This is a genomic window from Streptomyces sp. PT12 (assembly GCF_003311645.1).
In the GTDB taxonomy this organism is placed as follows: domain Bacteria; phylum Actinomycetota; class Actinomycetes; order Streptomycetales; family Streptomycetaceae; genus Streptomyces.
The window spans coordinates 1-13,472 of record NZ_QEST01000045.1 but is presented as its reverse complement, the minus strand read 5'-3'; the positions used below and the strand labels follow the sequence as shown (position 1 = coordinate 13,472).

The window sequence follows — 13,472 nt, the reverse complement described above, 5'->3', positions numbered from 1 at the left end:
GTCACCGTCGAGGACACCGGCTGGAACGGCACGATCGCCCCGGGGGCCTCCGTCTCCACCGGGGCCAACTTCACCTACTCCGGCGCCAACGCCTCACCCACCGTCTTCTCCGTCAACGGCACGATCTGCGGCGAGGAGCCCGTCGACGACCCGGCCGTCGTGGCCACCCCGTCGTCGGTCGCGCTCCAGCCCGGCGCCACCGGCACGTTCGGGCTGCGCCTGAACGCCCAGCCATCGGGCAGCGTCACGGTGAGCGTCGCGCGCACCGCGGGCAACAGCGACGTGACCGTCACCAGCTCGCCCACGCTGACGTTCACGCCGTCGAACTGGAACGTCACCCAGTCCGTCACCGTCGCCGCGGGCACCGAGCAGACGGGCTCGGCGACGTTCACCGCGTCGGCGCCGGGGCACGAGCCCGCCACCGTCAACGTCACGGTGCTCGGCGGCGGCGACTCGGCGTACGAGGAGTACTTCCTTGAGCTGTACGGGAAGATCAAGAACCCGGCCAGCGGCTATTTCTCCCCCGAGGGCGTGCCCTACCACTCCGTCGAGACCCTGATGGTCGAGGCGCCCGACCACGGGCACGAGACGACGTCGGAGGCGTACTCCTACCTCATCTGGCTGGAGGCGCAGTATGGCCGGGTGACCGGTGACTGGGAGCCGTTCAACGACGCCTGGGACGTCATGGAGGAGTGGATGATCCCCAGCGCCGACGAGCAGCCGACCCAGGGCTTCTACAACCCCTCGTCGCCCGCGAGTTACGCCCCCGAGTCCAACGACGTCGAGGACTACCCGGCCCCGATCGACCCCGGCATCCCGGTGGGCGACGACCCGCTGGCCGACGAGCTGTCGTCGACGTATGGCACCGACGACATCTACGGCATGCACTGGCTCCAGGACGTGGACGACGTCTACGGCTACGGCGACGCGTGCGGCGGGACCCCGGGTGAGCCGACCTTCATCAACACCTATCAGCGCGGCCCGCAGGAGTCCGTGTTCGAGACGGTGCCGCACCCGTCGTGCGAGGACTTCAGCTACGGCGGCGAGAACGGCTATCTCGACCTCTTCACCGGCGACGACACCTACGCCGAGCAGTGGCGTTACACCAACGCGCCCGACGCCGACGCCCGCGCGATCCAAGCGGCCTACTGGGCCGACGTCTGGGCGAGCGAGCAGGGCAACCAGGCGCAGATCGCCGGGACGATCGACAAGGCGTCGCGCATGGGCGACTATCTGCGCTACGCGATGTACGACAAGTACTTCAAGGAGATCGGGAACTGCGTGGGCGCGAGCGCCTGCCCCGCCGCGTCGGGCAAGGACAGCGCGCACTACCTGCTGTCCTGGTACTACGCGTGGGGCGGCGCGCTCGACAGCTCCGCGGGCTGGGCCTGGCGGATCGGCTCGAGCTACGCGCACTTCGGCTACCAGAACCCCATGGCCGCCTACGCGTTGAGCAGCGAGGCCGACCTGGTGCCCGAGTCCCCGACGGCCGAGGGCGACTGGGACGTGAGCCTCCAGCGGCAGCTTGAGTTCTACCGGTGGCTCCAGTCCGACGAGGGCGCCATCGCGGGCGGCGCGACCAACAGCTGGGAGGGCCACTACGGCCAGCCCCCGGCGGGCACCCCGACGTTCTACGGGATGTTCTACGACGAGAAGCCGGTGTACCACGACCCGCCGTCCAACCAGTGGTTCGGGATGCAGGCGTGGTCGATGCAGCGGATGGCGGAGTACTACTACGCTTCGGGCGACGAGCGGGCGGGCGAGGTCCTGGACAAGTGGGTGGACTGGGTGCTCGACGAGGTCACCGTCGGGCAGGGCGGGGACTACGCGATCCCGTCCACGCTCCGGTGGAGCGGCGCGCCCGACACATGGGACCCGGCCAACCCGGGCGCCAACGCGAACCTGCACGTCGAGGTCGTCAACACGACGCAGGACGTGGGCATCACAGGCTCGCTCGCCAACACGCTGTCCTACTACGCCGCGGCCACCGGTGACACTGAGGCGCAAGAGACCGCGGCGGGGCTGCTCGACGGCCTCATGGCGCACTCCGACGCGCTCGGCGTCGCCGTCCCCGAGCCCAAGGACGCCTACGACCGGCTGGTCGACGAGGTCCACATCCCCGAGGGCTTCAGCGGGACGATGCCCAACGGCGATGTGATCGAGCCGGGCGCGACGTTCGACTCGATCCGCTCGTTCCTCCACGACGACCCCGACTGGCAGCAGGTCGAGGACTATGTCAACGGGGGCCCGGTGCCGACGTTCGAGTACCACCGCTTCTGGGCGCAGGCCGACATCGCCGTCGCGCTGGCGACCTACGCGAACCTCTTCGACGCGTAACGCCGACGTGTAACGCCGACGTGTAACGCCGCATCAGCTCCAGACCGGGACAGACAGGTGCCCCGGGGCGCTCGCCGCTCCGGGGCACCGCCGCGCGAACGTGTGTGCGCCGCTATCGTGTGCTGACCCCCACCGGTCCATCGCAACGAATCGGGGAGCTGTGGACTACTGCACCACGTGCCGTCGGCACGTGAATGGCGCACTGATATGCCCCGGCTGCGGCGAGTTGACCGACTGGTCCACCGCCGACCGCGGCAGGGACGGAGACGACCGGCGCGACGGCGCGGACCGAAGAGACCGCGGGACCGAGGCCGAACGGGACGGTGACGCACGGGACTTCACGGCGCCGCTGCCGGTGCCCCCGCCGCCGCTCGACCTGCCCGACGCCACGGGGGCGGGCGCCCACGCGGAGACCGCGGCGACCGGGCGCCCCACGCGGCACGCCGCGTCGCGCCGCACGGGCCGCCGCTATCTGCTGGCCGCGCTGCTCGGCGTCGTCGTGCTTGGCGTCACCGTGGCCGAGGTCGGCGATGTCGTGATGCCGTCGAACGAGCCGTCGGGCGCGGACAGCGCCCTCGACGCGGAGGACTCGCCCAGCGCGGAGGAGAGCGAGACGGGCGACGAGGACGCGGCGGACGACGCGTCGGGGAGCCCGGCCGATGACGGCTCGTCGCCCACCGACCTCCCGGCGAGCGAGCGCGAGGAGCCGTCCGAGAGCCCGAGCGAGGACGGCGCGAGCGAGAGCCCCGTCGAGGAGGAGGGCTCGGTCGAGACGCCCGACGACCCCGGCACCAGCGGGCCGCCCCCCACGGACGACGACACGCCGCCGCCCACGACGGACGAGCCCGGGCACTCGGACCCGCCGTCCTCGTCGCCGCCGCCGCCCGACGAGGATGAGGAAGAGGATGAGGAAGAGGAAGAGGAAGAGGACAACGACTGCTTCCTCTTCATCTGCGTCTGAATCGACGCCGCGTGGGCGCGCGCCGGGCCGGACGCGGCGATCCGCGCCCGGCCCGGCCTCCCCCGTTCCCCCCCGTTCCCCCCGTTCCCCGGCCGCACCCCCGCTCAGCCGAGGAACACCTGGCGCGACTGGTCCCGGCGCTGGTCGAACCACTCCTCGCCCTCCGTGGCAAGCGCCGCCAGGATGCGGAAGCCCGCCAGGATGCCCGAGGTCTCCAGGGCGAGCTCGCGCAGCCGCCCGGGGTTGGGGCTGGCCTCGGCGCCGAGCTTCTGGTGGTTCTCGACCTGGACCTCCAGGTTCTGCTGGTTGTTGAGCACGAGCCGCATCACCTCCTGGAGCTCGGACGCCGCGCTGTCGAGGACGCCGACCGAGGACTTCTCACCGTCCGCGTGGCCCGTCGCGACGGTCTGGAGCACGACCGAGCTGATCGAGTCGAACCGGAAGACGAAGTCCTTGCGGCCCTGGTGCGTTCCCGACGCGAAGTCCACCTCCCAGGTGCTGACCCACACCCCGCTCGTCGTCAGCACAAACAGCCGCAGCCCGTAACGGGAGTACCGCGGCGGCCCGTTGGGCACCTTGGCGCGCACGCAGCCAGGCGCGGCCTCGAGCACGAAGAACGTGAACAGCACGCCCCTGCGCTCCATCCGGTGCTCGCGCAGCACATCCCGCAGCAGATGCCGCTGGTCCAGGTCGAGCCAGCGGCCGAGCTCGGCGTCGGCGGGGCGGAAGGTGCGCAGGTGCTCGGCCCACGCGGCGTGCCTGACCCGCTCGTCGGCGAAGTCGACGCGTTCGGTCTCGACCAGTTTCAGCTCGGCACTCCTGCCGCTGACGCCGATGACCAGCGTGGCCGAGGCGCCCCATAGACCGGCGACCAGGAGCGCGCTGGCCTGGGACTGCGCCCACAGCACCAGCACGGGCAACGCCAGCGCGGCAACGGCGAGCACCACGCCGTTCCGCGTGCCGCGCCACTGGCTCCAGGCGTCGCCCGGTGGCGGCTTGACCTTGCCTTCCGCCCACTCCTTCGCCGTCCTGGCGGCCCGCAGCTGGATCAGCCAGTCGAGGCCCTCGGGCGGACCCGCCTGCCAGTAGCGGATGGCGAGGGCGTCGGCCAGGTCCTCCTGGAGGTGCCCGGTGAGCCGCTGCCAGGACTCGGGGCTCAAAGGGCCGGGCCTGGCCTCGGCGAACCGGGCCGCGGCCAGCTCGGCCAGCCGGGCGCGGAAGGCGAAGAACGAGCCCGCGACCGGCTTGTTGGGGAGCGCGGCGTTCAGGGGCCCGGGCAAGGGCCGCTTGGGGCGCCGCTCCCGCAGCCACGCGGGCCTGCGGGCCTGGCGGGCCCTGCGCCGCAGCTCGCCCGGCGCGTTCCGAAGCAGCAACACGAGCGCGGCGATCGCGATCACCCCCCCGAGAAGCAGCGCCACGCCGCCGAAGTCCTCGCCGCCCTCCTCCGTCGTGGTGGCACCGGTGAACGGGTCGGTCGACGTGGTGCCGCCCGAGTCCTTGTTGAGGAACACGATCGCCAGGACCAGGCCCATCACCAGCAGGACCGCGGCCGCGTAGAGCAGGGCCCTGGTGGTGCCCCGGTCGCTCGGCCAGATCGACGTGGCGGGCTCGGGCAGCGGCTGGAGCGGCAGCGGGTCGGGCGTGAAGAACAGCGGAACGCGCTCCTGCCTGTCCCCCGCCATGCGGTACGCGTCGATCTCGGCCGACTCCTCGGCGCTGAGCGCCTCGCGCTCGACGCGCTGGGCGACATAGCGCAGATGGTCCTCGACCTCGGCGCGGCGGGCGGGCGGCAGCGCGCGGACGCGCTCGGCGAGGCCACGGTCCTCGGGAGCGTTCGGGGCGTCGGGTGCGCTGTGGACGTTCGGGGCGATCGCGGCACGCAGCAGGTCGGCGACGACGTGCGCGGCCTCGGCGTACCCCGCGGCGTTGCCCGGCTGGTCGGCGGGCCACGCGCGGTCCACCCGAGTCACGGCCGTGCGCAGCGTGTGCCAGTCCTCGTCGGTCAGGTCCTCGGGCGAGCGGCGGCTGGTGACCACCAACATCCAGGAGTAGTAGACCTCCTGGGACTCGTAGCCGCGCTGGATGGCCTGCCCGACCAGCTCATCGGCCCGGCCCCGCATGCCAGCGGCCAGGCAGTGCATGCCCTCGCGGAAGATCTGCTCGGGCGACGCCTTGGGGTCGGTGACGTACTGGTTGACGTACTGGTCGCCGTGCAGGACGCCGACGCCGCCGTGGCTGATGCCGCCGGTCAGCGCGCCGATGCCGGTGTTGGTGCCGATCGTGGGCCGGGCCGTGGACTGCGCCATGGGCCGGGCCATTGGCTGGGTCATCACGCACCTCGCAGCGTGTTGATGAGGTTCCGCACGGGCTCGGCGATGGCGCCGATGCCCGTGACCAGGGCCCCGAGCTTGACCAGCGCGCGCACCAGCACGCCCCGGCTCTCCTCGTCCTCCGCGTCGGCGTACTCCTCCGCGGTATCCAGCTCGCGCGACGCGTCCTGGTAGGTGCCAGCGTCGATGTCCCTGCGCGCCAGGGCGTCCTTCAACAGGCCGCGCAGCTCGTCGAGTTCGCGCCGCAGCTCCGCGTTCCCCGCCCCGTCGGGCGCGGCGGGGGCGCCGAACGTCTGGTGGACCGTGCCCTGCGCGACGCCGATCCCGCCGTCGTGAATGTCGCCGTAGAGCTGGCCAATGCCGGAGTTGTGCTGGATGAACGGCGACGGCGGGGCGGTCGCGGCGGCGCGGCGGTCATCGCGCGCGGCGCCCGAACCACCGTGCGCGCCGGGCACGTTGTCGGGTGCGCGCTCCGGCGCGAGCACCGGCGCGGGGTGGCCCGGCACGCGGATCCAGATGGTCTCGTTCTGGATCTCCTTGGCGTCGAACCTGACGGGCCGATACTCGGTCGCGTCGATGCCGGGGTGATCGTGGCTGATCACCTTGCGGTGCCACTCGTCCGAGACGGCCACGACCAGCTCGGCCCCCTCGCTCGCGGCGAGCGCGTCGCGCAGCGGCTGGTGATCCACGATGCGGCACGCGGTGTTGAGGTCGGCGCCGACCCAGCCCTGCTCGTCCGCGCCGACCTCGCCGCCGTGCAGCGAGAGCCGCAGCCGCAGCGCGCCCTCGGCGCTGCTCGTCCTGGCGTGCGCCCGCAGCTGCTGGCGCAGCTGGTCGACGAACAGGCCGGTCACGTCCTCCTTGGGCACGGTCCCCGGCAGCAGCCAGAACACCCCGTCGCCGCGGTCCACGGGCGGCGGCCCCGCGCGGTGGTCGACGCCCGACGTCTCGAACGCGGCCTCCAGGATCCGCCGCAGCCGCTCCCGCAGCCACGACTGCACCGGGTTCCGCCGCCGCCCGAAGCCCTCGATGTCGACGACGAGAATCGTGTAGTACTCGTACTTGACCGTCATGGCGTTTCCTCACCCCTGTTCAACGCCCGCTCACGCCGGGACGGACGGACCGACGCCCCCCGTGCCGTGCCCGTCGGCCCGTCCGTGTGCCTCAGGGATACCAACGCCGCGAGGGGCGCACAGCGTCAGATGACGCAATCACACAAGTGCCGTACGCCCCGGCGCGAAAGATGCGTAGATCAGGCGCCGTTCCAGCCGCCCAGGCGCTCCACGTCGGTCACCAGCGTGTGCCCGCGGCGGCGCACGATGAGCGCCTCGGCCTCGAGCGTCGCGAACGCGCGCACCAGGGACTCACGCGACGTGCCCGCCGCGCCCGCCAGCTCCCGCTGGTTGACCCGCACGGTCAACGCGCCCGGCAGCTCGGGGTCGGGCTCCCCGTGGCGCAGCGCCACCTCGGCGAGCACCCGTGCGATCCGCACCACCGCTGGATACGCGCCGTGCTCGGCCCGCAGCCGGTCGGAGTCCCGCAGCCGCGCGGCGACGCTGCGCAGCACGGCGAGCGCGAGCGCGCCATGCGCGGACAGCAGCCGCCGAAACCGCTCCCCCGGCACCACCGTGCCCCGCACCTGCTCAAGCGCGGTGGCCGTCGCGGACCTCGGCATGCCGTCGAGACACGACAGCTCCCCCAGCAACTCGCCAGGGCCGCGCACGGCGAGCACGCTGGTGTAGCCGTTCTCCAGATCGGTGGTGATCTTGACCAGGCCCGCCTCGATGAGCACCACGTCCGTGGAGGGCGCCCCCTCGGAGACGACGGCCTCCCCCCGCTCCCACACCCGCCCACGGCCCGCGCCATGGATGAGCCCCAACTGCTCGCGGCTGAACGCATCTTGCCCGGCCATGGCGCCCTCCCTCACGCGCTGCGCGTCGGTGCGGCCGGTACCAGCGTAGGCCGCGCGACGGCGGACAGCGGCGCCTCGGCGCCGAACGCCTAGACGGCTTCGCCGGGTTGGGCCCCGACAGGTGTTGCTCGCTCGACAACTCGGCCGCGTTGAGCCGGAGATGGCACGCGCGCCGGTTCGTGCCTGTGGCGGTGGCGAACGTGCGCATCGGGGATCTACAGAACCCGTCTCAGCCGGTGGGCGGGGCGTTGTGGCGCCGAGGCTACGCCGCTGGCTCCTCGGAGGGCTCGTCCGGTGCGCCCTCGCCGCCGCAGGCGGGGCAGGCGCCGCGGCGGCGCGCCCCCGGGAGCGGCGCGAGGCCGGGTGAGGGCGCGGTGGAGCGCTCAGGGGGTGCGGTGGAACGCCAACTGCTGGGCCGGGGGAACGGCCAGCGCCGGGCGCTCCTGCCCGAAGGTGCTGTCCCGCGTCGCGACGGCATCGGTCACGCGGGCCGCCTCGGCGCACTGTCCGTTGGACTCGGAACACGAGGACGTGATCCACACCGCTCCCATGGCATCAGCCCCGTTCATGGGTCCCTGCGAGTTCCGTGAGGAGGGTCCTGGAGGCTTCCTCGCTCAGAGACGTGTTCCACATGCCGGTGAACGCCGCGTCGTACCGGGCGATCTCGTGCGGCCGGTCGAGGTGGAGGTCGCCTGTGTATCTGTCGGCGTAGACGGTGGGCGGCTCGGTCTCCTTGCCGTCGCCGCCCTGCGGGAAGCGCAGGATGCGGAACGACCCGGAGAGCGGGCCCGGGTGGGCCCCGGCGTCCGTGGGGACCACCCTGATCTCCACGTTGTCCCGCGTGGAGACCTTGGCCAGGTGGCGCAGCTGGCCCGCCATCACGGTGCCCGCGCCGACCGGGCGGCGCAGCGGCGCCTCGTCCAGCACCACCCGGAGCCCGGGCGGGGCGGTCACCCGGGTGACCAGGCTGTGCCGGGCGATCCTTAGCCGCACCCGGCGCCCGGTCTCCTCCTCGTCCTTGTCAGGGTGAGCCGCGCGGAGGGTGATCCGTGCGTAGTCCTCGGTCTGGAACAGTCCTGGCACCACGTGCCCTTGGTAGAGGGAGATCCGGGAGGCGGCGCCCTCCATGCTGTGGCAGACATCGAACCCCTCGGTAATGCTGCCGCCGAAGCTGTGCCACCAGCCGCGGGCCTTCGTCTCCTTCGCCAGGCCCACCAGTGCCGTGGTGGTCTCCTCCGGTGCGCCGTAGATCCCGCACATGGACTGGACGTCATGGCTGCGCACCAGGGTGAGCCCGGATTCGATGCGCCACATCTTCGCTTCGGACCATTCCAGTTTCCTGGCCGCCAGTTTGCGGGTGAGCCGCGCGTCGGTGCGCGACTCCCGCGGGTGCCGCCCGAGCTGGCGCCTGGGCACGGTCGATCCCGGCATCGCTTCCCCCATGAAAGGTCCTTTCCTCATTCACTGTCGTAGTCGTCTCGGTGAACACCAGACGTGGTGGTGGTCTGGCCGCCCGGGACAGCCGCCCGGGCAGGGTGGGGCCCCGGCTGTTGGAGGCTCGCCGCAACGTGGCTGCGTCAAGCCAGCGTCAAGCCTCGGGGGCCGCTCGCCCCGGCGTTCAGCGGGCTCGGAGTCGTCTGCCTCCGCTACCGCGCGGTGCGCTGGTGGCGTGTTGCCGCGTAGCGTCTGGGGCGGGGTGGGAGGAAGCCGGGGAGCTGGGAGATGTGGCGGCTGGCCCACAGCACCGTGAAGCAGCCCATGTGGAACGACTCGCCTCCGTGGAAGTGCAGCAGCTTGCCGCCGCTGGCGAGTGCGCTCATGTCGCAGACGGTGTAGGGCCGTCCTCCGACGACCAATTGGTCGCCGACCCTGACCGTTGCGGCGGTGATCTCGATCGCGACCATCCCGGTGGGGTTCATCGCGCCATCACCGCCAGGGCGATGACGATGACAAGGGCGCATCCCACGACGACCTGGGCGACGATCTCCGCCCGGGTGGGCGGGGGCTGGCGGAGGGCTGTCTCCCAGAAGGAGCGGGGCCGTAAGCCGGGCGGGTCAGCGCGCCAGACCGTGAGGGTGGTGCGGTGGGACATGACGAACAGGGCACCCGAGGTGAGCCCCAGCCTGACCCCGCCGTGGACGCGAGTGCGCGTCAAGACCTTGAAGTGGCACTCACCGATGGTCAGCACGTCCCCGGTGAGGACCGATGCCGGGGTCACCTCGACGCGGCGCACATCGGTCGCGGGCATCGCCGCGTGTCGCTTCCGCGGGCGCTTGTCGTGCCGGTGGGCCGGGGGCCGGAAGAGGAATGGCCAGAAGATGACAGGCTCCAGAACATGGTGGTGGGTGAAGGACTGGCCGCACGCCCCGGTCGTGACCAGGAAGGGGCGGGCGGGTGCCCCGGGGCGCGCGGAGGAGGAAGCGGCTCCGGGAATGTCCGCCCGGTCCTGGGCCGGGCGGGCCTGGGCCCGCTGCCGCCCGGACCGCGCACGTTCGCCGGTGGGGCGGCATCACGGGTGACAGCAGGGGTCAGGGGCGGTGGTGCGGCTGCTCGGCCAGATGCGGTGGCCGGTCGCGTTCGCTCTCGTCCGCCCGCGCCATGGTGTAGAGGCGGCGCATGCACCGGGGACAGGCGTAGGCGGGTGCGGTCGCGATGCCGTTTGGCCCCGCGATGGAGACGGGCCCGATCCAGACCACCGGCTGAACGGTCCCGGGGTCGCAGCCGAGCCAGCAGCGGCCGTTGACGGGCTGGTCGTTGCCCCGGTCGGGGTCGCGGAGATAGAGGTCGATCGCGCCGTTCACCGCGCCTCCCGGGCGGTGCCGCGTCCCCGCCTGGCGGCCTCCCGCAGCCGCGCGACGGCGGCGCGAGCCTCGTCGTGGGCGGCATGCAGCTGGTCGGCGTCGAGCGTACGGTCCTTTGTGCGGGCCACGGCGGCCAGCAGCCGCCCGACCGGGGCGGCGAGCACGGGCGACTCGCCCAACGGCGCGAGCATAGCCACCAGTTCACCCGGAACGATCTCCGGGTACGTCAGCCGCGCCCCATCGTGGCGCAGCGGGTGGAAGGTGAACGGGATCAGCCGCTCGCGGATCAGGCAGCTCGCGCACGCGCGGTGCGTCCACCCGCCACCCGACCCGGCATGGTGCACCGCCACCACGACCAGCGGCGGCACCGTCGTCCCGCACGACGCACAGCGTTCGTTCACGACCCACCGCCCAAACCCACGCGGGCGGCGCGGTCGCGCACCCGTTCCGGGCAGCCAAGACACAGATCAAGCGGCGTCGCCGGGGGGCATTCCCGCCCCACGATCACCGTGACCGGCGAGTCCTCGTCCAACGGCGGCGGCGCGGGCTCGGGAGGGGGTGTGCGGGGTGGCGTCATGGTTCGGCTCCAGTGACCATCTCGGTGCTGACAGTCACAGCGTGCCGAGACAGGCCCGACCCGACTTTCACCGAAGAATGAAAGCCGAGCCGGTTGACATATGGGCCGTCAGATGCCTACCCAGGCCGCGTACTCGCTTAGCTTCTGCGATGGCGTGCTGCGACCTCGCAGGAGGGCGAGCGTGGTTTCTCGGGTGGTCGGGTGGTACCGCGTTTGAGCTGGGGCAGCCGCACGCGCCTTGACCAGGTTCTTCAGGGCGTCATCGCGACGCCCGATCCGCTCCAGAGCCCGTGCCATGTCCATGTAGTGGTGCCCGGCCCGATTCATCGCCCAACCGGTCGGCAGCTGGAGCGACGCGCCATGCTCCGCAGCGGTGCCCGGGTCACCCAGGTCAATCCCAGTGGATGTCACGTGCACCTCAACGTTGTGTGTATCGAAGATCAAACCGTAGGGATCCGGCATACCGGCGACCTGGCGGGCGAGGGCCCGCGCCTCGTTGATGTGCGCGCCGACCTGAGTCGAGGAGGTCGGCCTACGGCGGCGGGAGTGCAGAACGGCGGCCTTGAGGTGCATGGTGCCCATGGCTGACGTGGCACGCAGGTCGCCGCGGCGCACCGGCTCCTCAAGGCGCTGCATCCACGCGGAGACCTCTCTCAGGCCAACGTCGTAGCCACCGTGGTGCAGGAAGTAATTCGACCTGTAATGGCAGATGACAACCGGAAGGTAGGGATCTTCCGCGTGCGAAGCAGCCTGTTCCATGCGATCCAGCGACAGCAGCGCCAGATCCAGGAAACCCAACTTGTGGGAGAAATTTTGCGCTAGTCGATATGCCTGAGCGAGCAGCCCGTACACCCGCTGTTGCTCTATCCCAGTAGGCATGTTATCGATCACGTGGAGCAGCTCATCGACCACAGCGGGCACGGTTGCCCCGATGGCCATGTACTCGCCTCGGCGGCGGCTCTCGTCCAGCGTGTCGAGGTCGGCGCGCAGCTCGGCCAGCGGCCGAGGGGCCGTCTCCGGAGAGGCGAGCAGAGGATTGGCGACCGCGTGGCGTAGCGGTTGAACCAATTCCTCCAGTTGGTCCTTCTTCAGCGCGTCGAAATATGGTTGCCCAGTGAGATCGGTGACGGGCACGCGCAGTGCCCGGGCGCACGCTGCTGTGACTGTAGGCGAGGCCGACTTGTGGCCTGACTCGACCTTGGTCAGCGTGCTATAGGAAATATGCGCACGCTGTGCGAGGCCGTGCTGTGTCAATCCACGCTGGTTTCGGATGGCTTGAATACGGCGCCCGATCGAGGTGTCGTATCCCCGGCCGGAGTTGTCGGGCATACTGTCTCCAGTTCTGAGAGTGAAGCACTTAGAACGGTACTCCCGCCCCGGCACCAGGGCACAGCGAACGGCCTCTCATCACCCGGTGACGGCAGGGCCGTTGGACCGCGCGCATGACGACGCGCCCCGCGCGCGGCCCGGTGCGAGCTCGCGCAGCTCGTCCTACAGCGCCGACAACCGGGGCCAGTGCGTCGAGGTCCAACCGGTGGATGGCCAGGGCATCGCCGTGGGTGACAGCAAGGACCGCTCCCGTGGCGCCTTCGTGTTCGAGCCTGCGGCATGGATGTCGTTCCTCGACACCGTCACAAACGGCGACTCGCTTCACTGAGCGGCTACCGAGGGTCCGGTGGTGTGTGCCGTCGCCCGCTGTTCCTGTTTCGTGGTAGGTGCGGGTCACTGATCGGCACCTACGGGAGGGAGGGTGGTGGGTGGCGGTCGTCGCGGTAAACCGGTCGGCTTGGGGGTGTCCGGGACCGTTCGCCGAACGGGCGCGGCCGCGTCCCTCGTTGGCGGCCGTTTTCCCGGTGGTCGGCCGGGGTAGCGCGCACCCTTCGGGCCTGCCCTGGCCGCCCGAAGCGTTTTCATTCCTGGCGCACGTTGAGCTCAGGTAGCGCGCCGGTGTTATGCGGCGGCGCGGGGGGTGAAGGAGAAGGACGAGTCGTCGTCGAGGGTGATGGTCAGGGACGCCTCCAGGGCCTTGGCGAGTCGAGCGAGGAGGGGCAGGGTCGGGACCATGCCGCCGCTTTCGATGTTCGAGATCTGCGGCTGCGTCATGCTCGCCCGCCTGGCCAGCTCGGCCTGAGAGAGCCCGAGTTCGGTGCGGCGGTCATGGACGGCCTGCCCCAGGGCGAAGGCGTAACCCGCCTCGGTGTACGCGGACGACTCCTCCACCCGCTCGCCGAGCAGACGCCGGGTGCGGCGGGTTTTCCATTCCGAGTGATTCACGACTCCTCCTCCGAGGCTCTGTCGTAGGTGTGGGTGGCGGCCACGTGCTCGGCTTCGCAGACCTTCTGCGCCTGCCGCGCCCTTTCCACTTCGGTCATTTCCCTCATCTTCGTCTTGCGGAAGACGGTGAGGAACACGATGCGCCGCTGGGGCGCAAGCCAGTACGTGAGGCGCACCGCCGAGCCGTCGAGCGCGAAACGCAGCTCTCTCACCTTGCCGCCCTAGCCTCGATCTTTCGTGGTGGGCCGCTGACGGAGTCGGGGCCCGTTCTGTTGTCCGT

14 protein-coding genes and 1 pseudogene are annotated in these 13,472 nt (G+C 71.3%); 3 read left to right on the top strand and 12 right to left on the bottom strand.

The window, feature by feature from the left end; genetic code table 11:
* On the top strand, positions 1–2,337 hold a 2,337-nt coding region (locus tag DEH69_RS04390), incomplete at its 5' end, for a glycoside hydrolase family 48 protein (protein WP_113685547.1).
* A 190-nt stretch (positions 2,338–2,527) separates the two neighbouring features.
* Entirely contained in the window at positions 2,528–3,298 is a 771-nt protein-coding gene (locus tag DEH69_RS04385) for a hypothetical protein (RefSeq protein ID WP_147255411.1), read from the top strand.
* Positions 3,299–3,402: 104 nt separating this feature from the next.
* Here DEH69_RS04385 and DEH69_RS31265 read toward each other — a convergent pair whose 3' ends face one another.
* From DEH69_RS31265 to DEH69_RS04335, 10 genes are all read right to left on the bottom strand, one after another.
* Positions 3,403–5,628 (bottom strand): hypothetical protein, encoded by a 2,226-nt coding sequence (locus tag DEH69_RS31265; protein ID WP_181727252.1) that lies wholly within the window; start codon positions 5,626–5,628, stop codon positions 3,403–3,405.
* A complete protein-coding gene (locus DEH69_RS04375) occupies positions 5,628–6,701 on the bottom strand; it encodes a hypothetical protein (protein ID WP_113685545.1) in 1,074 nt (357 codons plus the stop codon). The genes DEH69_RS31265 and DEH69_RS04375 overlap by 1 nt, the downstream gene beginning before the upstream one ends.
* Positions 6,702–6,880: 179 nt before the next feature.
* Positions 6,881–7,540 (bottom strand): Crp/Fnr family transcriptional regulator, encoded by a 660-nt coding sequence (locus DEH69_RS04370; RefSeq protein WP_113685544.1) that lies wholly within the window; start codon positions 7,538–7,540, stop codon positions 6,881–6,883.
* Positions 7,541–7,923: 383 nt separating this feature from the next.
* Positions 7,924–8,091 (bottom strand): DUF397 domain-containing protein, encoded by a 168-nt coding sequence (locus DEH69_RS04365; RefSeq protein ID WP_258534422.1) that lies wholly within the window; start codon positions 8,089–8,091, stop codon positions 7,924–7,926.
* A gap of 4 nt (positions 8,092–8,095) precedes the next feature.
* Positions 8,096–8,983, bottom strand: coding sequence for a helix-turn-helix transcriptional regulator (locus tag DEH69_RS04360; RefSeq protein WP_113685542.1), 888 nt, complete (start codon positions 8,981–8,983; stop codon positions 8,096–8,098).
* Between the two features lie 203 nt (positions 8,984–9,186).
* Positions 9,187–9,459, bottom strand: coding sequence for a hypothetical protein (locus tag DEH69_RS04355; RefSeq protein ID WP_113685541.1), 273 nt, complete (start codon positions 9,457–9,459; stop codon positions 9,187–9,189).
* Entirely contained in the window at positions 9,456–9,788 is a 333-nt protein-coding gene (locus DEH69_RS04350) for a hypothetical protein (protein ID WP_113685540.1), read from the bottom strand. Before DEH69_RS04350 ends, DEH69_RS04355 begins: the two co-directional genes overlap by 4 nt.
* Positions 9,789–10,068: 280 nt before the next feature.
* Positions 10,069–10,341 (bottom strand): hypothetical protein, encoded by a 273-nt coding sequence (locus DEH69_RS04345; protein ID WP_113685539.1) that lies wholly within the window; start codon positions 10,339–10,341, stop codon positions 10,069–10,071.
* The gene (locus DEH69_RS04340; RefSeq protein WP_147255409.1) at positions 10,338–10,742 is read right to left on the bottom strand and encodes a hypothetical protein; all 405 of its coding nucleotides are present in this window, start codon (positions 10,740–10,742) and stop codon (positions 10,338–10,340) included. Before DEH69_RS04340 ends, DEH69_RS04345 begins: the two co-directional genes overlap by 4 nt.
* A 284-nt stretch (positions 10,743–11,026) precedes the next feature.
* Entirely contained in the window at positions 11,027–12,247 is a 1,221-nt protein-coding gene (locus DEH69_RS04335) for a helix-turn-helix domain-containing protein (protein WP_113685537.1), read from the bottom strand.
* Between the two features lie 85 nt (positions 12,248–12,332).
* Here DEH69_RS04335 and DEH69_RS04330 point away from each other — a divergent pair, with 85 nt between their 5' ends.
* Positions 12,333–12,575 (top strand): DUF397 domain-containing protein, encoded by a 243-nt coding sequence (locus DEH69_RS04330; protein ID WP_309302755.1) that lies wholly within the window; start codon positions 12,333–12,335, stop codon positions 12,573–12,575.
* Between the two features lie 293 nt (positions 12,576–12,868).
* Here DEH69_RS04330 and DEH69_RS04325 read toward each other — a convergent pair whose 3' ends face one another.
* Positions 12,869–13,192, bottom strand: coding sequence for a helix-turn-helix domain-containing protein (locus DEH69_RS04325; protein ID WP_113685535.1), 324 nt, complete (start codon positions 13,190–13,192; stop codon positions 12,869–12,871).
* Positions 13,189–13,413 (bottom strand): annotated as a pseudogene (locus tag DEH69_RS04320) (type II toxin-antitoxin system RelE/ParE family toxin); the annotation flags it as partial. The gene DEH69_RS04325 and the pseudogene DEH69_RS04320, both read right to left, overlap by 4 nt.
* Positions 13,414–13,472: the final 59 nt, after the last annotated feature.

Coding starts and splice junctions, on each gene's coding strand:
- DEH69_RS04350 (WP_113685540.1), bottom strand. CDS start 9,788: ATGCCCGCGACCGATGTGCGCCGCGTCGAGGTGACCCCGGCATCGGTC.
- DEH69_RS04365 (WP_258534422.1), bottom strand. CDS start 8,091: ATGGGAGCGGTGTGGATCACGTCCTCGTGTTCCGAGTCCAACGGACAG.
- DEH69_RS04375 (WP_113685545.1), bottom strand. CDS start 6,701: ATGACGGTCAAGTACGAGTACTACACGATTCTCGTCGTCGACATCGAG.
- DEH69_RS04360 (WP_113685542.1), bottom strand. CDS start 8,983: ATGGGGGAAGCGATGCCGGGATCGACCGTGCCCAGGCGCCAGCTCGGG.
- DEH69_RS04370 (WP_113685544.1), bottom strand. CDS start 7,540: ATGGCCGGGCAAGATGCGTTCAGCCGCGAGCAGTTGGGGCTCATCCAT.
- DEH69_RS04335 (WP_113685537.1), bottom strand. CDS start 12,247: ATGCCCGACAACTCCGGCCGGGGATACGACACCTCGATCGGGCGCCGT.
- DEH69_RS04355 (WP_113685541.1), bottom strand. CDS start 9,459: ATGAACCCCACCGGGATGGTCGCGATCGAGATCACCGCCGCAACGGTC.
- DEH69_RS31265 (WP_181727252.1), bottom strand. CDS start 5,628: ATGACCCAGCCAATGGCCCGGCCCATGGCGCAGTCCACGGCCCGGCCC.